Source organism: Pseudomonas sp., assembly GCF_017744435.1.
Lineage (GTDB): Bacteria > Pseudomonadota > Gammaproteobacteria > Pseudomonadales > Pseudomonadaceae > Aquipseudomonas.
Genome location: NZ_JAGIBG010000005.1, coordinates 153,010 through 170,778 on the forward strand (window position 1 = coordinate 153,010; position 17,769 = coordinate 170,778).

General features: G+C 63.8%; 17 protein-coding genes. 6 read left to right on the plus strand and 11 right to left on the minus strand.

The window, feature by feature from the left end:
* Nucleotides 1-25 precede the first annotated feature (25 nt).
* A complete protein-coding gene (locus J7573_RS06035) occupies nt 26-322 on the plus strand; it encodes an HU family DNA-binding protein (RefSeq protein WP_294330318.1) in 297 nt (98 codons plus the stop codon).
* Nucleotides 323-468: 146 nt separating this feature from the next.
* Entirely contained in the window at nt 469-843 is a 375-nt protein-coding gene (locus J7573_RS06040) for a helicase (RefSeq protein ID WP_027917039.1), read from the plus strand.
* Nucleotides 844-970: 127 nt separating this feature from the next.
* Here J7573_RS06040 and J7573_RS06045 read toward each other — a convergent pair whose 3' ends face one another.
* From J7573_RS06045 to exbB, 6 genes are all read right to left on the minus strand, one after another.
* Nucleotides 971-2,374: an aminoacyl-tRNA deacylase and HDOD domain-containing protein gene (locus J7573_RS06045; protein ID WP_294330321.1), complete on the minus strand. Its 1,404-nt coding sequence runs from the start codon at nt 2,372-2,374 to the stop codon at nt 971-973.
* A gap of 78 nt (nt 2,375-2,452) precedes the next feature.
* Nucleotides 2,453-4,531 (minus strand): ATP-dependent DNA helicase RecG, encoded by a 2,079-nt coding sequence (recG, locus tag J7573_RS06050; RefSeq protein ID WP_294330323.1) that lies wholly within the window; start codon nt 4,529-4,531, stop codon nt 2,453-2,455.
* A gap of 3 nt (nt 4,532-4,534) precedes the next feature.
* Nucleotides 4,535-5,461, minus strand: a complete 927-nt coding sequence (locus J7573_RS06055; RefSeq protein ID WP_054884745.1) for a hydrogen peroxide-inducible genes activator — start codon at nt 5,459-5,461, stop codon at nt 4,535-4,537.
* Between the two features lie 94 nt (nt 5,462-5,555).
* Entirely contained in the window at nt 5,556-6,290 is a 735-nt protein-coding gene (locus tag J7573_RS06060; protein WP_079230316.1) for an energy transducer TonB, read from the minus strand.
* Nucleotides 6,287-6,715: a TonB system transport protein ExbD gene (exbD, locus tag J7573_RS06065; RefSeq protein ID WP_054884743.1), complete on the minus strand. Its 429-nt coding sequence runs from the start codon at nt 6,713-6,715 to the stop codon at nt 6,287-6,289. The genes J7573_RS06060 and exbD overlap by 4 nt, the downstream gene beginning before the upstream one ends.
* A 3-nt stretch (nt 6,716-6,718) precedes the next feature.
* Nucleotides 6,719-7,678 carry a tonB-system energizer ExbB gene (exbB, locus tag J7573_RS06070; protein WP_294330328.1) on the minus strand — a complete coding sequence of 320 codons (960 nt, stop codon included), beginning with the start codon at nt 7,676-7,678 and terminating at the stop codon, nt 6,719-6,721.
* Between the two features lie 191 nt (nt 7,679-7,869).
* Between exbB and J7573_RS06075 the strand changes: the two genes are divergently transcribed.
* The gene (locus J7573_RS06075; protein WP_294330330.1) at nt 7,870-8,727 is read left to right on the plus strand and encodes an SDR family oxidoreductase; all 858 of its coding nucleotides are present in this window, start codon (nt 7,870-7,872) and stop codon (nt 8,725-8,727) included.
* A gap of 169 nt (nt 8,728-8,896) precedes the next feature.
* On the opposite strand, the gene J7573_RS06080 is transcribed toward J7573_RS06075, so the two are convergent.
* From J7573_RS06080 to J7573_RS06100, 5 genes are all read right to left on the minus strand, one after another.
* A complete protein-coding gene (locus J7573_RS06080) occupies nt 8,897-9,622 on the minus strand; it encodes a hypothetical protein (protein ID WP_294330332.1) in 726 nt (241 codons plus the stop codon).
* 55 nt (nt 9,623-9,677) lie between these two features.
* On the minus strand, nt 9,678-10,058 hold the full coding sequence (locus J7573_RS06085) for a RidA family protein (RefSeq protein ID WP_043199829.1): 381 nt from the start codon (nt 10,056-10,058) through the stop codon (nt 9,678-9,680).
* 23 nt (nt 10,059-10,081) lie between these two features.
* Nucleotides 10,082-12,190, minus strand: coding sequence for a bifunctional GTP diphosphokinase/guanosine-3',5'-bis pyrophosphate 3'-pyrophosphohydrolase (gene spoT, locus J7573_RS06090; protein WP_103448468.1), 2,109 nt, complete (start codon nt 12,188-12,190; stop codon nt 10,082-10,084).
* 59 nt (nt 12,191-12,249) lie between these two features.
* Nucleotides 12,250-12,513 carry a DNA-directed RNA polymerase subunit omega gene (gene rpoZ, locus J7573_RS06095; RefSeq protein ID WP_016394025.1) on the minus strand — a complete coding sequence of 88 codons (264 nt, stop codon included), beginning with the start codon at nt 12,511-12,513 and terminating at the stop codon, nt 12,250-12,252.
* Nucleotides 12,514-12,717: 204 nt separating this feature from the next.
* Nucleotides 12,718-13,590 (minus strand): LysR family transcriptional regulator, encoded by an 873-nt coding sequence (locus J7573_RS06100; protein WP_176508497.1) that lies wholly within the window; start codon nt 13,588-13,590, stop codon nt 12,718-12,720.
* A gap of 205 nt (nt 13,591-13,795) precedes the next feature.
* On the opposite strand from J7573_RS06100, the gene J7573_RS06105 reads away from it, so the two are divergent.
* The 3 genes from J7573_RS06105 (at nt 13,796) to J7573_RS06115 (ending at nt 17,595) form a co-directional block, all read left to right on the plus strand.
* The gene (locus J7573_RS06105; protein ID WP_152959030.1) at nt 13,796-15,178 is read left to right on the plus strand and encodes a glutamine synthetase family protein; all 1,383 of its coding nucleotides are present in this window, start codon (nt 13,796-13,798) and stop codon (nt 15,176-15,178) included.
* 4 nt (nt 15,179-15,182) lie between these two features.
* Complete coding sequence (locus J7573_RS06110) at nt 15,183-15,938, plus strand: gamma-glutamyl-gamma-aminobutyrate hydrolase family protein (RefSeq protein WP_294330343.1); 756 nt, start codon at nt 15,183-15,185, stop codon at nt 15,936-15,938.
* A 118-nt stretch (nt 15,939-16,056) separates the two neighbouring features.
* On the plus strand, nt 16,057-17,595 hold the full coding sequence (locus tag J7573_RS06115) for an APC family permease (RefSeq protein ID WP_294330345.1): 1,539 nt from the start codon (nt 16,057-16,059) through the stop codon (nt 17,593-17,595).
* Nucleotides 17,596-17,769: the final 174 nt, after the last annotated feature.

Genomic DNA, 17,769 nt, shown 5'->3' on the forward strand with positions numbered 1-17,769 from the left:
GAAATTCCGTCAAAGAGGCTTCACTATGCGTAAACCAGAACTCGCCGCTGTCATCGCCGAAAAGGCTGACATGACCAAGGAAAAAGCCAACCAGGTGCTGAACGCTATTCTCGACAGCATCACCGGTGCCCTGGACAAGGACACGGTCACCCTGGTCGGTTTCGGTACCTTTGAAAAACGTCATCGTGGTGCCCGCACTGGCAAGAACCCGCAAACCGGTCAACCGGTGAAGATCAAGGCCAGCAACACCGTTGCCTTCAAGCCTGGCAAGAACCTGCGCGACAGCGTCAACACGCCTGCCAAGCCAGCCAAGAAAAAGTGATCGACTGCTGACCCCCAGTGTCATCCAAGCGGGCGCCCCAGGGCGCCCGTTATGCATTCTGGAGGCTAAATGTTTCGAACTTGCGTAATTGGTTCAGGAAAAGGATAAACTGCGCGCTTCAGTCATTTTTTATTCGAGGCGCGTTGATGAAGTTTCGCTTTCTTCTCTGGGCCATGGGGCTGCTGATGGCCAGGGCCAGCCGCAACAACCCGGCATTCCAGCAGCAACTCAAGGACAAGGACCTGGTGTTCCAGATGCAGACGCTGGACGGCAAGGTGGCGCGGCACTTCATCGTTAGCGGCGAGCGCATTAGCAGCAAAGGTGGTAGCCATCCGCAGCCGGCCTTTGCGATTGCCTTCAAGGACGCGGCCTACGGCTTTGCGACGATGCAGGCGGGCAACAAGCAACTGGCGTTCATGCAGGGCATTCAGGACAAGAACATCCAGATCAAGGGCAATCCGGCGCTGGTGATGTGGTTCCAGGGGCTGATGAAATACCTGAAGCCGAAGAAGAAAGGCTGACACGTTCCCCAGGCTGACCGGGACCTCTGTGGGAGCGGGCTCGCCCGCGAACACCGGCGCAGCCGGTGCCATGCACCGCGGTGTCTGCTTCGCGGGCAAGCCCGCTCCCACAGGGGTGGCGATAGCGTCAGTGCGGGGCGTTGAGCTGCGACGCCAGATCCCGCAACAAGGCCTCGGCCTCGAGCACCTTGTTCACCACTTCCTCCGCCTTGTCACGGGTGATCCCCAGACGTTCCAGCAGCTCATCGGGAATCTGCTCCTGTGGCCCCGAGCCAATGCCCCGCGAGCGCAGCAGACGGGTCGCCAGGCACACCAGGTTGGGATACGCCGAGTATTCGCCGTCATACGCCGGGTCATGCTGGAAGCGCAGCGCGGTCGACAACTCTTCGGGCATGTCCCACAGCTTCATCAGCCAGGCGCCGATCTGTTCGCGGCTGATGCCCAGCAGGTGTTGTTCCACGTAGGTGTGACACAGGTGCGGGTTGACCTCCAGATGGCGGCAGATCAACGAGAAGTGCGGCGGGAATACATGCGCCAGCAGCAGGTAGCCGAAGTTGTGCAGCAGCCCTGCCAGGTAGGTCAGGCCGGCTTCCGGGCGCTCGGCGCGCGGCATGGCGCGGGTCAGGCCTTCGATGATGGCTGCGGTGTAGATCGACTGCTGCCAGTACGGCGTGGCCTGCTGCGGGTGGTCCTTGGGCAGGCTCAGGGTCTTGCCCAGCGCCAGGCCGAGGGCCAGGTTGATCACCAGGTCGAAGCCCAGCACACGGACGATGGCGTCTTCCACCGAGCGGATCTTGCCGGGTGAGGCGTAGTAGGGAGAAGCGGCCCAGCTGACCACCTGGGCGGCCAGAGCCGGGTCGGTTTCGACCACGCCGGTGATGTCGTCGATGCTGGCGTTGGGGTCGACCCGCAGCTTGATGATCTTCTGCGCCGTGTCGGCCAGGGGCGGGATCTCGATGGTTTCTTCCAGGCGCTTCTGGATGCGCCGGGCCGTAAAGGCCTGGACCGCCAGGGTTATTTCCTTGGGGTCGTCATCCGGGCGATCGAGGTTGGGGCGGATGTCGCGCACAGGCTGGCCGAACGTGCCGGCACTGGCCTTGGCGAGCATGCGCTTGAAATCATCACGGCGTACCTTCAGCAGCAGGCCGGCTTCGCCAGACTGGATGTACAGGTGTTCGGCCTCAAGCAGCTTGCCTTCGTACAGGCAGGGCGAGCTGGTCAGGGCCGGAATGGCCGGCAGGGCCTTGAGCTGGTGCTTGTCGAGCATCTGCTTGAGGCGTGGCAACGGCACGGCCTTGAGCTTGCGACCGGTCAGCTCTTCGAGACGGTTGAGGTCCAGTAGCTTGCTCTGCGGGAACAGCACCAGCAGGGCGCCGATTTCGTCATCGAGCAGGATCGCCTGCACCCGGGACGCGGCTGGCAGCTCCGGATGTTCCGCCACCTCTTCAAAGGCAACGTGCAGTTTTTCGAGCAACAGCCGGATGACAGACGGTGCGTGTGGGGTTGCGGTGTCCAGGGCAACTTCAGTCATGGTCTGTATCCACAAATTCTTTTAAACGCGAAGTATAACCAGCCTGCTGGCAAAGCTGGATCCATTCTGGGACAGGCGTCACACCTGGCCATATTGTTGACCGTGACGCAGCCAACGGTCGAGCAGCGGGCTGACATGGTCGGGCCAGCGGGCCAGCAGCGCCTGGGCAGCGTCACGCACGGCCGGCAGCAGGTCGGCGTCGCGCATCAGGTCGGCGACCTTGAACTGCAGCAGGCCGGTCTGGCGTGTGCCGAGCATTTCGCCGGGCCCGCGCAGTTCGAGGTCTTTCTCGGCGATGATGAAGCCATCGTTGGTTTCCCGCATGATCCCCAGACGTTCGCGGCCAATCTGCGACAGCGGCGGGTGATACAGCAGCACGCAATGGCTCACCGCGCTACCCCGGCCAACTCGGCCACGCAGCTGGTGCAGTTGGGCCAGGCCCAGACGCTCAGGGTTCTCGATGATCATCAGGCTGGCGTTGGGCACGTCCACGCCGACCTCGATCACCGTGGTGGCGACCAGCAGTTGCAGGTTGCCTTGCTTGAACTCGGCCATGACCTCGGCCTTTTCTGCCGGCTTCATGCGGCCGTGGATCAGGCCCACGCGCAGTTCGCCGAGTGCACTGCCAAGCTCTTCGAAGGTGCTCTCGGCCGCCTGGCAGGTCAGCTCTTCGGATTCCTCGATCAGCGTGCACACCCAGTAGGCCTGGCGCCCTTCGGCACAGGCGGCACGGACCCGCTCGACCACTTCGAAGCGGCGGCTGTCGGCGACCAGCACGGTATTCACCGGTGTGCGCCCAGGCGGCAGTTCGTCGAGCACCGAGGTGTCGAGGTCGGCATAGGCGCTCATGGCCAAGGTGCGCGGGATCGGCGTGGCGGTCATGATCAGCTGGTGTGGGCACAGCTCGCCGGCCACGCCTTTCTTGCGCAGGGCCAGGCGTTGCTGCACGCCGAAGCGGTGCTGCTCGTCGATGATCGCCAGGGCCAGGTGCTTGAAGCGGACTTCTTCCTGGAACAGCGCGTGGGTACCGACCACCATCGGTGCACCGCCGGCGATCTGCTCCAGGGCGCTGGCGCGGGCCTTGCCCTTGAGCTTGCCGGCCAGCCAGGCGACGTCGATGCCCAGCGGCTCCAGCCAGCGCTTGAAGGTGATGTAGTGCTGTTCGGCGAGGATCTCGGTAGGCGCCATCAGCGCCACCTGGTAACCGGCTTCCAGGGCCTGCAGTGCGGCGAGGGCGGCGACCACGGTCTTGCCGGCGCCGACATCGCCCTGCACCAGGCGCATCATGGGCTCGTGCTGGCTGAGGTCATAGGCGATTTCGTTGGCTACCCGCTGCTGCGCCCCGGTCGGCTGGAAACCCAGGTTGGCCAGGTACTGCGCCTGCAGGCGCTTGGCTTTTGGCAGTACCGGCGCGCGCAAGCTGCGCAGGCTTTCGCGCAGGCGTTGCTGCGACAGCTGGTGGGTCAGCAACTCTTCGAAGGCCAGGCGATGCTGGGCCCAGTGCTGGCCTTCGGCGAGCTCGTCGAGGTCGGCATCGGCCGGCGGGTTGTGCAGGTAGCGGATGGCATCGTCCAGCGGCGCCAGGTGGTAGTCGCGGGCCAGTTCGTCGGGTAGCCAGTCGGGCAGGCTGCGCGGCCCGAGCATGCCCAGGCTCTGCTGGCAGAGCAGGCGCAGGCGCTGTTGGGTCAGGCCTTCGGTGGACGGGTAGATCGGCGTCAGGGTCTGCTCGACCGGTGGCGGCGGCTCGTCGCCATTCAGCGCACGGTATTCCGGGTGGTAGATCTCCAGGCCCGAGGCGCCGGGGCGGGCTTCGCCGTAGCAGCGCAGGTGGGTGCCGCGCTTGAGGCCTTCCTTCTGCGCATTGCTGAAGTGGTAGAAACGCAGGCTCAACACGCCCGTGCCGTCACCCAGGCGTACCACCAGGCTACGGCGCTTGCCCATGGTCACGTCGGCTCCACTGACGACACCCTCGATCACCGCGTCCTGGCCCGGGCGCAACTGGCCGATTGGCACCACGCGGGTGCGATCCTGATAGCGCAGGGGCAGGTGGAACAGCACATCCTGCAGGTTCTCCAGGCCAACCTTGGCGAGCTTTTCCGCCATGGCATCGCCTACGCCCTTGAGCGCCGTGACCGAAACCTTCGACAACTCAGTCATGGATCAGGCCGGTTGTTCCACTGGCGGCTTGGCCACCGAGCAGAGGCGGATCGAGTCGGCAAGGATCTCGATCGCCTTCGGCCGCGGGAAGCTGGCGCGCCAGGCGATGGCCACGGTACGGAACGGTGCTGGCGGGGTCAGCGGACGCACTTCGATGACCCCTGGCGCATAGTGATGGCTGTGCACGGCCGACAGCGGCAAGATCGATACACCCAGGCCGGACGCGACCATGTGGCGGATGGTTTCCAGCGAGCTGGACTCGACTGTGGTGTGCTTGGAGCCTTCGCCACCTTTGTTCAGCGTCGGGCAGGCTTCCAGCACCTGGTCGCGGAAGCAGTGGCCCTCGCCGAGCAGCAGCAGGCTCTTGTCGTTGAGCATGGCAGTGTCGATGGTTTTCTTCGCCGTCCACGGGTGGTCGGCTGGCATCAGGGCACAGAAAGGTTCGTCGTACAGCGGCAGGGTCAGCACATCGGCTTCGTTGAACGGCAGGGCGATGATCACTGCGTCCAGTTCGCCGTTGCGCAGCTTCTCGCGCAGCACATGGGTGAAGTTTTCTTCGATGTACAGCGGCATCTGCGGCGCCACCCGATGCAGCTGAGGGATCAGGTGCGGGAACAGGTACGGGCCGACGGTATAGATGGCGCCGACCTTGAGCGGGGCGGTCAGCTGGTTCTTGCCGGCCTGGGCCAGCTCGCGAATACCCTGAGCTTGCTCCAAGACCTTCTGCGCCTGGGCCACGATGCTTTCACCGACCGGGGTCAGGCGCACCGCGCTCTTGCTGCGCTCGAAGATCAGCACGCCAAGCTCGTCCTCAAGCTTCTTCACGCCGACCGACAGGGTCGGCTGGCTGACGTGGCAGCGCTCGGCAGCATGGCCGAAGTGCTGCTCCTGGGCGAGCGTGACGATGTAGCGTAATTCTGTGAGGGTCATAACGTGCGTCCATGAAGTTGCGGGCCCAGCATAGCGGCTGCAATTGATAGACGCACGTTATCAGACTTGCCGATTTGTGACAGAAACAAAAGTATCAGCGACGGTCCAGCGAGTAGACGAACGGTGCCACTACTTCGATCGTGCCATTGGTCAGCAACTCGGCTGGCGGCTTGGGTACCGTGCCGGCGCGGCGGATCATTTCCATGGTCGCCCGGTCCAGGGCCGCGCTGCCGGAGCCGCCTGCCATGGAGTAGGACACCACTTTACCTTCGGCGTCGACCACGAAGCGCAGGCGGTTGATGCCTTGCAGGCCACGACGGCGCGCGTCCTCCGGGTAGCGCTTGTACTTCGCCAGGTGGCGCAGCAGGTCGCTCTGCCAGGTTGGCAGTGCCTGGCTGTTGGAGGCGATGCTTGGCGCCGGTGCCGCCGACTTCTGCGGTGGCGTGTTGCTTGGCGGCGTATCGGCTACCTGTTCCTTGGCCGGTGGCTCATCCTTAGGCGGCTCAGGCTTCTTCTCAGGCTTCGGTGGCTGAGGCTTGGGCTTCGGCTTAGGCGGCTTGGCGATGGCGATCTTCGGTTTCGGCGCCTCGACCAGCTTCGGCAACGGCGGCTCTTCGACCGGTGCCGGTGGCTGTGGGGCGGCTTTCGGTGGCGGTGGCGGCGCGGGCTCGGGCAGCGGTGCCAGCTCGACCATCATGGCTGCCGGGGGCAGTTCGATAGCCTGGGGCACCGACCAGTTGAGCGTCAGCAGCACGGCGACCACGTGCACGCCCAGCACGATCGCCAGGCTGCCACCGTAGCGCGCCACGTTTGAGCGCGGTTTCGTCATTTCTTGGCTGCCGTCTCGAGACCTACCAGACCGACCTTGAGGTAGCCGGCCGCGCGCATGTTGTTCATCACTTCCATCAGGTCACCGTAATCCACGCCCTTGTCGGCCTGGAAGAAGATGGTGGTTTCCTTGTCGCCCTTGGTCTTGGCGTCGAGCATCGGACCAAGCTGTTCGGGGGCAGGGACCTGATCGTCGCCGACATACAGCTTCTGGTCGGCCTTGACGCTGACGAACACCGGTTTCTCGGGCCTCGGTGCCGGCTTGGCAGTCGAGGCCGGCAGGTCGACCTTGATGTCGACCGTGGCCAGCGGCGCTGCGACCATGAAGATGATCAGCAGTACCAGCATCACGTCGATGAACGGCGTAACGTTGATTTCGTGGTTTTCGGCGAGGTCGTCGCCACCTTCGTTGAGATGCAGGCCCATGGTTTACCCCACTTTCACCATGTGCGGGGCGGCGCGGTCGCTGCCCTGGTGGTCCAGGTCACGGCTGACCAGCAGCAGCACCTGGGCGGAAGCGTCGGACACCTGTGCCTTGTAGCCAGCGATGGAGCGGGCGAAGACGTTGTAGATGACCACGGCCGGGATCGCTGCGACCAGACCCAGGGCAGTGGCCAGCAGGGCCTCGGCGATACCTGGGGCGACTACGGCCAGGTTGGTGGTCTGGGTCTTGGCGATGCCGATGAAGCTGTTCATGATGCCCCACACGGTACCGAACAGGCCGACGAATGGCGCGGTGGAACCGATGGTGGCGAGCACGCCGGTGCCGTTGCTCATGGCGCGACCGCTGGCGGCTACCAGGCGCTCCAGGCGGAAGCTGACGCGTTCCTTGATGCCTTCTTTCTCGCGGGCATTGGCCGACAGGCGCATCTCCTCCAGGGCATCGTGGACCAGGGTGTGGGCCAGGGTGCCTTCTTTATTGGAGACGCTGCTGGCTTCTTTCAGGCTCACCGACTTCTTCAGGGCGGCGATCTCGCCACGCAGACGGCGCTTGGCACCCATCAGCTCGAAGCCCTTGGCGATCCAGATGGTCCAGGTGATGATCGAAGCGATGGCCAGGCCGATCATCACGATTTTCACGACGATGTCAGCGTTCTTGTACATGCCCCACGGGGACAGGTCGTGGGCCATGCCCAGCGAGGTGTCTTCAACCAGTTCCTGAACGGCCGGGTCGGCAGCGGCAGGGGCATCGACCGGGGTGGCGGCCTGGCCTTCGACAGCAGCCGGGGCCGGGGTGGCCGGAGCGGCGACGGCAGCCGGGGTGGCGGTGTTGGCGTTAGGCTCATCAGCCATGGCCACTGGGGCCAACACCAGGCTGAACATCAGCGCGGCGATGGCGCGCCAGGCGCGCGACGGGGTTGGCGAAGCGGAAGGTTGAGTACGTGTCATGCTGGCCGGACCTGATGAAGAAGAAAGTGTGCGTTCTCCAAGGCCTCGAGATAGGCCGAGAACAGATAGGGGTGCCATTATTGCAAGTAATTCTTGTTAACAAAAGTAATCTTGTTGCTTTTTTCACCTGCGGTCTAGCCGCCTATCGTGTAATACGGCTAGCCTGATCCTTTGGTCTAGGGAGTTTTGTGATGTCAGACCTTTCCGCAATTATCGTGGGATGTGGTGATGTAGGCGGCCGTCTGGCCCGCCAGCTGCTGGCCAAAGGCTGGCAAGTCAGTGGCCTTCGCCGCTCGGTCGAGCAGTTGCCCAAGGGCGTCGTGCCCATCGCTGCCGACCTGTCCGACCCGGCCATCCCACTGGCCTGGCCGCAGCGCTCGCCGGACTACCTGGTGTACTGCGTCGCTGCCAGTCAGCATGACGAGGCGGGCTATCAAGCCGCTTACGTCGACGGTCTGCGCCATGTGCTGGCGTGGCTGGCCGAGCGTGGCCAGCGCCCACGGCGTTTGCTGTTCGTCTCCAGCAGCAGCGTGTTCGCGCAAAAGGAAGGTGAATGGATCGACGAAACCGCTGCCACCGAACCTGAAGGTTATTCCGGGAAGGTGATGCTGGAGGCCGAAGGGTTGGCGCTGGCCAGCGGCATGCCTGCCAGTGTGATTCGCCTGACCGGCATCTATGGCCCGGGTCGCGAGTGGCTGCTGAGCCAGGTGCGACAAGGCTATCGGGTGGCTGAGGAGCCGCCGCTGTACGGCAATCGGATTCATGCCGAGGATGCGGCGAGCCTGATGGCGTTCCTGCTGCAGGCCGATGCCGATGGTGTGGCGCTGGAGGATTGCTACATTGGCGTCGATGACGACCCGGCGCCGCTGGCCGATGTGGTGGCCTGGCTGCGGGGGTACATGGGGGTTACCGAGTGGTCCGATGAGCAGCAGGTGCGCCGTACCGGCAGCAAGCGTTGCAGCAATGCCCGGGTGCGGGCGTTGGGCTGGGCGCCGGAGTATCCCAGCTACAAGGAAGGCTATGCGGCGATTCTGGCAGGCAAGCGCTGATCTGTCCGGTAGGTGTGGTGCTCTTTGTGGAGCGGCCTTGCGTCGCGAAAGGGCTGCGAAGCAGCCCCGGCAATCTATGCGGCGAAGCTGAAATACTGGGGCCGCTGCGCGGCCCTTTCGCGACCCAAGGCCGCTCCCACAGGGATCGGGTTCAAGGCCAAGTACGGCTTCAGTCCCGCTCCAGCACCCACTGCTGTGCGCCGGCTGCCAGCTGCGGAATCTCGTCTGCCTGGGCAGTGTTCACTGCCTGGAAGATTGCCATCTTGTCGCCATCACGCTTGAAGATGAACGGCGCGCCGCGCTGATTGCGCTCCAGCCACAGGCTGTCGTTGTCGCCACCCATGCTGGCGCAGTCGCCGGCCAGGCACAGGGCGAAACGGTCCGGGCCTGGCAGGCCGGTAACGTTGCCAGTATCGCTGAAGCGCACGGTGCCGCCCTTGCCCTGGCCCTCGATGATCTTCCAGTCGCCACCGAGGTAGGCCTGGTACAGCGCTTTCTCGAAGCTGCCGCCCAATGGCGCGTTGCCGGGCTGCTTGGCGCGCACGAAGGTCTGCTCGGCACCGCTCTGGGTGGTGGCTTTCAGTTCATCGCCATCGAGTTCGAGCTGTTCGGTCTGGCCACCCTGGAAGCTGGCCTGCCATTGTTTCTGGTTGGCGCTCAGCTGGCCGTCGGCAGCCTCGAAGCCATTGCTGAAGCTGGCCTGCTGGTGGGCGACATCGAGTTTCCACTCGAACACCGGGCCATGCTCGTTCAGGGCCTGGCGCAGGCTGCCGCCTTTGCTGGCGGCCTTGATGGCGGCCTGGTTGATCCAGGTGCCATTGAAATCTTCGGGTTTGTGGCTGGCGCAGCCGCCCAGGAGCAGGGCTGCCAGCGCGAGGGGCAGTGCTTGACGCATGACGGGATAACCTTGCAGAGGAGGGTGACGGGCAGGGCGCCCGTCACCAGGGGCATCATTCGATGACCAGGATGGCGTCCATTTCGACCTGGGCGCCTTTCGGCAGAGCAGCAACGCCGATGGCGGCGCGGGCTGGGTAAGGCTGTTCGAAGTAGCGGCCCATCACCTCGTTGACCTTGGCGAAGTGGCTCAGGTCGGTGAGGAAGATGTTCAGCTTGACGATGTCCTTGAACGAACCGCCAGCCGCTTCAGCCACGGACTTGAGGTTCTCGAATACCTGTACGGTCTGGGCTTCGAAGCCTTCGACCAGTTCCATGGTCTTCGGGTCCAGCGGGATCTGGCCCGACATGTAGACGGTGTTGCCGGCCTTGATCGCCTGGGAGTAGGTGCCGATAGCGGCAGGGGCCTTGTCGCTGTTGATTACGGTCTTGCTCATGATGACTCCTTGCGGTTGGCGGACTACGTACGCATGCGGGTGATGCGGACCACGCCGGTCAAGGTACGCAGCTTCTTGATCACACGCGCCAGGTGCACACGGTCGTGCACGCTGACCACCAGTTGGACCACGCTGATACGGCCGTCGCGTTCGTCCATGCTGATCTTCTCGATGTTGCCGTCGGCAGCGTTGACGCTGCTGGCCAGCAGGGCGATCAGGCCGCGCTGGTGTTCAAGTTCGACACGCAGCTCGACGTTGAATTCGCCAGCGATGTCCTTGGCCCACGAGAGTTGTACGCACTTCTCCGGGTTGTGGCGGATTTCGCTGATGTTGCGGCAGTTTTCCAGGTGCACGACCATGCCCTTGCCTGCTGACAGGTGGCCGACGATCGGGTCGCCCGGGATCGGTGTGCAGCACTTGGCGTAGCTCAGTACCAGGCCTTCGGTTCCGCGGATCGCCAGCGGGCCTTCCGGCGCCGGCAGCTGTTCGCCTTCGGCCGACAGCAGGCGGCGGGCGACCACGTAGGCCATGCGGTTGCCCAGGCCGATGTCTTCGAGCAGGTCTTCGATCAGCTCCAGGCGGTACTCGGCGAGAATCGCCTGGATACGCTCCTGGGGGATCTTCTCCAGGCTGCTGTCGAAACCGGTCAGCACCTTGTTCAGCAGGCGCTCGCCGAGGCTGATCGACTCGGAGCGGCGCTGCTGCTTGAGGGCGTGGCGAATGTGCGTGCGCGCCTTGCCGGTAACCACGAAATTGAGCCAGGCCGGATTCGGCCGTGCGCCCGGGGCGCTGACGATTTCCACCGTCGAGCCACTCTGCAGCGGTTCGGACAGCGGCGCCAGGCGGCGGTTGATGCGGCAGGCGATGCAGCTGTTGCCGACGTCGGTGTGCACCGCGTAGGCGAAGTCGACGGCCGTGGAGCCTTTGGGCAGCTCCATGATCCGGCCTTTGGGCGTGAACACGTAGACCTCGTCCGGGAACAGGTCGATCTTCACGCTTTCAATGAATTCCAGCGAGTTGCCGGCACGCTGCTGCAGTTCGAGGATGCCCTTGACCCACTGCCGCGCCCGGGCGTGGCTGCCCTTGGGCTGCTCGTCCTCGTTGGACTTGTACAGCCAGTGCGCAGCGATGCCGTTGTTGGCCATCTCTTCCATCTCGCGGGTGCGAATCTGGATCTCGATGGGCACGCCGTGCATGCCGAACAGCGTGGTGTGCAACGACTGGTAGCCGTTGGCCTTGGGGATCGCGATGTAATCCTTGAAACGACCGGGCAGCGGCTTGTACAGGTTGTGCACGGCGCCAAGCACGCGGTAGCAGGTGTCGACCTTGTCGACGATGATGCGGAAGGCATACACGTCCATGATCTCGTTGAAGGCGCGGCGCTTGCCACGCATCTTCTTGTAGATGCCATAGAGGTGTTTCTGCCGGCCGCTGACCTCGCCCTCGATGCCGTCGGCAGCCAGGCAGTTGGCCAGCGAGTGCTCGATCTTGGCGACGATCTCTTTACGGTTGCCGCGTGCGCTCTTCACCGCCCGGTGGATCAGCGACGAACGCATCGGGTGCATGGCCTTGAAGCCGAGGTCCTCGAACTCCACGCGCACCGTGTGCATGCCCAGGCGGTTGGCGATGGGGGCGTAGATCTCGAGGGTTTCCTTGGCGATGCGCCGGCGTTTCTCGCCAGACAGCACTTCAAGGGTGCGCATGTTGTGCAGGCGGTCGGCCAGCTTGACCAGGATCACGCGGATATCGCGGGCCATGGCCATGGCCATCTTCTGGAAGTTTTCGGCCTGCGCCTCGGCCTTGGTCTCGAAGTTCATCTGGGTCAGTTTGCTGACCCCATCGACCAGTTCGGCCACGGTCTCGCCAAACTGCTGGCAGAGGGCTTCCTTGGCGATGCCGGTGTCTTCGATCACGTCGTGCAGCATGGCTGCCATCAGGCTCTGATGGTCCATGTGCATGTCGGCGAGGATGCTGGCCACGGCCAGCGGATGGGTCACGTAGGGCTCGCCGCTGCGGCGGCGCTGCCCGTCGTGTGCCTGTTCGGCGTAGAAATAGGCGCGGCGAACCAGGTTGACCTGTTCGGGGCCCAGGTAGGTCGACAGCCGTTCGGCTAAGGCTTCTATGCCCGGCATGGTTTCACCTCTTGCCGAGGAAGAGGGCCTTGTGCCGCGCGACGTCGACAGGGCATCGATCAGACAGCCTCGTTGGACTCGTCCTCGAACGCGGCGAAAACCGGATCCTCGGTGACGATCTCTTCGGCGGCGATGAACTCAGGGGTAACGATACCTTCGGCGATTTCGCGCAGGGCGACCACGGTCGGCTTGTCGTTTTCCCACGCTACGCGTGGCTCTTTGCCGCCGGTAGCCAGCTGACGGGCGCGCTTGGTCGAGAGCATGACCAGCTCAAAACGGTTATCCACGTGTTCCAGGCAGTCTTCAACAGTTACGCGGGCCATGGTCTTCCTCAGTAGCAAATGCGGTAGGCGTGCAGCCCAATATGGGCAGGCGGACTCGATAGTTTAAAAAATCACCAGCCAATAGGGAAGCGCTGTTTTGTCGGCTACCCCGTCGGGCCTGCGTATCACCGTGCCCTGCGGGAGCGGCTTCAGCCGCGAAAGGGCCGGAACAGACACCCTGGATACATGCTCCTGACGATAACCTCAGAGCATCGCATCCCGCAACCGCGGCGTCAGTTCCTCGAACAAGGTCTGCACCGAGCGCAACGCCCGGCAATCCGGCCGGGTCAGCAGCCACAGCTGGGTATCGCAGCCCGGCAGCGGCCCGCTCAACGCATCGACCCCCGGCAACGCATCGACCATATAGTCCGGCAATGCCGCCACGCCCAGCCCGGTGCTCACCAGCTGGGCGATGGTCGACATGCCGCTGCACTGGTAGCGCGGGCTCAGCCCCGGGTACTGCTGGTTGCGCCAGACCACGGTGGGGTGGTCCTGCATGGAATCGTCCGGGGCGATCCACGGCACGCTGCTGGCCGATTCATTCAAGCGCTCGCGCCACTGGGGCTGACCGCATATCACATAAGAGGTAGAACCCAGGCAACGACCCACCAGATGCTCCGGCGGCGTATTGGTCAGGCGCAGGGCGATGTCGGCATCGCGCCGGCTGAGGTTGGCGAAGGTGTTGGAGGTGCCCATCTCCAGCGACAACGCCGGGTAGTTCGGCATGAACGCCGCCAGCGCCGGTAGCAGCAGGCTGTGCATCACCGCCTCGGTGCAGGTCAGGCGCACGGTACCGCTGACCACTTGCTCGCCGCTGGTCATGGCAATGCGTGCGGCATCCAGCGCCTGCTCTGCGCGCTCGGCCTGCTCGGCCAGGGCCTGGGCCGTGTCGGTCGGCAGGTAGCCTTTGCGGCTTTTCACGAACAGTGCGGTGCCCAGCGCCGACTCCAGCCGGCGAATCGAGCGGAACACGGTCGAAACGTCGACCTTGAGCAGTTCGGCGGCCTTGGCCAGTGAGCGCCCGCGTTCCAGTGCCAGGACCAGGGAGAGGTCGGCGTGGGTAATTTGATATTGCATTGGTGCACGCTCTGCTTGCCGAATTGCCAATGTCTGTTGCGTGAGGGCCATTTTATAGTGAAACGGCCCCCCGGAATCAATGCGCCCGGTCGGGTAACCAATCCCCACGATGGGAAAGTGAAAAAAACAACAGCTGCAACCATCGTCGCCCGTGAGGCGCCAGCCGTATCCCCACATCGCCGCAGCAAATCATAGGATGTAAGCCATGACGTCGGTCACCCCGTGCGCCAGTACTTCCAGCGAGATGAATGACTTCCTTCAGGCCCATCCGGACACGCAGTACGTCGATCTGCTGATTTCCGACATGAACGGCGTGGTACGCGGCAAGCGCATCGAGCGCGCCAGCCTGCACAAGGTGTACGAGAAAGGTATCAACCTGCCGGCTTCGTTGTTCGCCCTCGACATCAATGGCTCGACCGTGGAAAGCACCGGCCTGGGCCTGGATATCGGCGACGCCGACCGCATCTGCTACCCGATTGCCGGCACGCTGTCCGACGAGCCGTGGCAGAAGCGCCCGACCGCGCAGTTGCTGATGACCATGCACGAACTCGACGGTGAGCCGTTCTTCGCCGACCCGCGCGAAGTGCTGCGCCAGGTGGTGAGCAAGTTCGACGCCATGGGCCTGGATATCTGCGCCGCGTTCGAGCTGGAGTTCTACCTGATCGACCAGGACAACCTCAACGGCCGCCCGCAACCGCCACGCTCGCCCATCTCGGGCAAGCGCCCGCAGTCGACCCAGGTGTACCTGATCGACGACCTCGACGAGTACGCCGACTGCCTGCAGGACATGCTCGAAGCGGCCAAGGAGCAAGGCCTGCCAGCCGATGCCATCGTCAAGGAAAGTGCCCCGGCGCAGTTCGAAGTCAACCTGCACCACGTCGCTGACCCGATGAAGGCCTGCGACTATGCGATCCTGCTCAAGCGCCTGATCAAGAACGTCGCCTACGACCATGAAATGGACACCACGTTCATGGCCAAGCCCTACCCGGGCCAGGCGGGCAATGGCCTGCACGTGCACATTTCGCTGCTGGACAAGAAAACCGGCAAGAACATCTTCGCCCATGAAGACCCGCTGCAAAGCGACGCCCTGCGCCACGCCATCGGCGGTGTGTTGGAGACCATGCCGGCGTCGATGGCCTTCCTGTGCCCGAACATCAACTCCTATCGCCGCTTCGGTGCGCAGTTCTACGTACCGAACGCGCCGAGCTGGGGCCTGGACAACCGCACCGTGGCCGTGCGCGTACCGACCGACAGCAGTGACAACGTGCGCATCGAGCACCGCGTGGCCGGCGCCGATGCCAACCCGTACCTGATGCTGGCAGCCATCCTGGCCGGCATCCACCACGGCCTGACCAGCAAGATCGAGCCAGGTGCGCCGATCGAAGGCAACTCCTACGAACAGCTGGAGCAGAGCCTGCCGAACAACCTGCGCGACGCCCTGCGTGCGCTGGATGACAGCGAAGTCCTTAACCAATACATCAGCCCGGATTACATCGATATCTTCGTGGCCTGCAAGGAAAGTGAGCTGGCCGAGTTCGAAGTTTCGATTTCCGACCTCGAATACAACTGGTACCTGCACACGGTGTAAGCCCATGAGCGCAATTGCGGTCCCCTTGATCGGTATCAGCGCCTGCCGCCAGCAGGTGGGGAAGAACTCGTCGCACACGGTGGGCGACAAGTATGTGGAGGCCGCCGGCTTCGCCGGATTGCCGCTGATTCTGCCAGCCCGCGACGGCGGCAGTGACACGCAGGCGCTGCTGTCCCGGCTTAACGGCATTGTTTTTACCGGCTCGCCTTCAAATATCGAGCCGCATCATTACAATGGCGCCGCCAGCGCCGAAGGGACCCGGCACGACCTTGCCCGTGACCGGCTGACCCTGCCGTTGCTGCAGGCGGCGATTGCCGCCGGCGTGCCGGTGTTCTGCATCTGCCGTGGCTTCCAGGAGCTGAACGTGGCCCTGGGCGGCAGCTTGCACCAGCGTGTGCAGGAGCTGCCCGGCTACATGGACCATCGTGAACCCGAGGATGCACCCCTGGAGGTGCAGTACGGCCCTCGTCATCCCGTCAGCGTTGCACCTGGCGGGATGTTCGAGCGCCTGGGCCTGGCTGCGCAGTTCGAGGTCAACTCGCTGCACAGTCAGGGCATCGACCGCCTGGCCCCAGGCCTGCGAGTCGAGGCACGGGCCCCGGATGGCCTGATCGAAGCAGTGTCGATGCCTGACGCGCCGGGCTTTGTACTTGGCGTGCAGTGGCACCCTGAATGGCGTTTCGCCGACAACCCGGTCTCAAGGCGCCTTTTCCAGGCGTTCCGCGAGGCCTGCATCGCCCATGCTGCACGGGAGGTCTGACAGCAAGTCAGCCAAAAGTCCGGGATGACTCACCCCCGGCAGCGCGCTTTCAATGAGTGGAAGCAGGCCTTGGGAACAGGGCCTGTGAAAACAATTCCAATAGTTACGGCAAAAACTCATGAGCAATTACACAGAAGCCGGCCGCCCACCCGATGTGGCCGACTCGGGCAGCACTCAGCGCAGCAAAGGCCTGGCCAAGGGCCGTCTTGGCCTGCTGGCCAGCGTGGTGCTGGGCATTTCCACCATTGCCCCGGTCTACACCCTGACCGGCGCTCTTGGCCCGACCGTACGTGAGGTCGGTGCACATCTTCCCGCCGTGTTCATCGTCGGCTTCCTGCCGATGCTGCTGGTTGCCCTGGGCTACCGCGAACTGAATTCGGCCGAGCCAGACAGTGGCACTTCGTTTACCTGGTCGGCCCGTGCCTTTGGCCCGATGATCGGCTGGATCGGTGGCTGGGGGCTGGTCGTAGCCACCACCATCGTGCTGTCCAACCTGGCGGGCGTTGCCGTCGACTTCTTCTATCTGTTCCTCAGCCAGATCACCGGCCACCATGAGCTGGCGGCACTGGCTGACAACCTGTTGATCAACATCGCAACCTGTTGCGTGTTCATCGCCCTGGCGGTGTGGATCTGCTGCCGTGGCATGGCCACCACCATGACCGTGCAGTACGGCCTGGTGGCGCTGCAGCTGATGGTGCTGCTCGGCTTTGCCTTCGCGGCCTTCGGCGGTACCACCGCGCCACCGCCGCTGGAGTTCGATTTCGCCTGGTTCAACCCGTTCGGTGTCGAGTCGTTCTCGGCCTTTGCTGCAGGGCTTTCGCTGTCGATCTTCATCTTCTGGGGCTGGGACGTGTGCCTGACCGTCAGCGAAGAGTCGATCGGCAGTGACGAGGTGCCGGGCAAGGCGGCTACCTGGACCGTACTGCTGATTCTCGGCCTGTACCTGATTACCGCCATCGCCACCCTGCAGTTCGCCGGTATCAGCGAGCAGGGCCTGGGCCTGAACAACCCGCGCATCCAGGAAAACGTGTTTGCCCACCTGGCCGGGCCGGTGATGGGGCCTCTGGCGATCCTGATGTCGATCGCTGTGCTGGCGAGCACCGCGGCGTCGCTGCAGTCGACCTTCGTGTCGCCGGCGCGCACGCTGTTGGCCATGGGTTACTACGGCGCGGTGCCGCAGAAATTCGCCAGCGTCTGCCCGCGTTCGCAAACCCCGCGTTACGCGACCATCTGCGCCGGTGTGGCGGCAGGTCTGTTCTACGTGACCATGCGCACCCTAAGCGAGAACGTGCTGGCTGACACCATCACGGCGCTGGGCATGATGATCTGCTTCTACTATTCGCTGACGGCGTTCGCCTGTGTCTGGTACTTCCGTGACAGCCTGTTCGGCAGCCTGCGCCACTTCTTCATGCGCGGCCTGTGCCCGTTGGTAGGTGGGGTGATCCTGTCGGTGATCTTCGTGCGCACGGCCATCGACAGCGCCTCGCCGGACTTCGGCAGCGGTTCGCATGTGGCCGGACTGGGGTTGGTGTTCGTGATTGCGGCGATCATTTCGGCACTGGGGATCGTGCTGATGATGATTTCGCGGATGCGTGCGCCGGCTTACTTCCTGGGAGCGACCCTGCGTCAGCAGGCTACCTTGCCACTTCAAGACTAAGTCATTGGGGCCGCTGCGCGGCCCTTCGCGGGCACGCCCGCTCCCACAGGAATATCACTGCCCTTGAGGCTTGTGTTGTACCTGTGGGAGCGGGCGTGCCCGCGAAGGGCCGCGCAGCGGCCCCAATGACTTAGTCTTGAAGTGGCAAGGTAGCCTGCTGACGCAGGGTCGCTC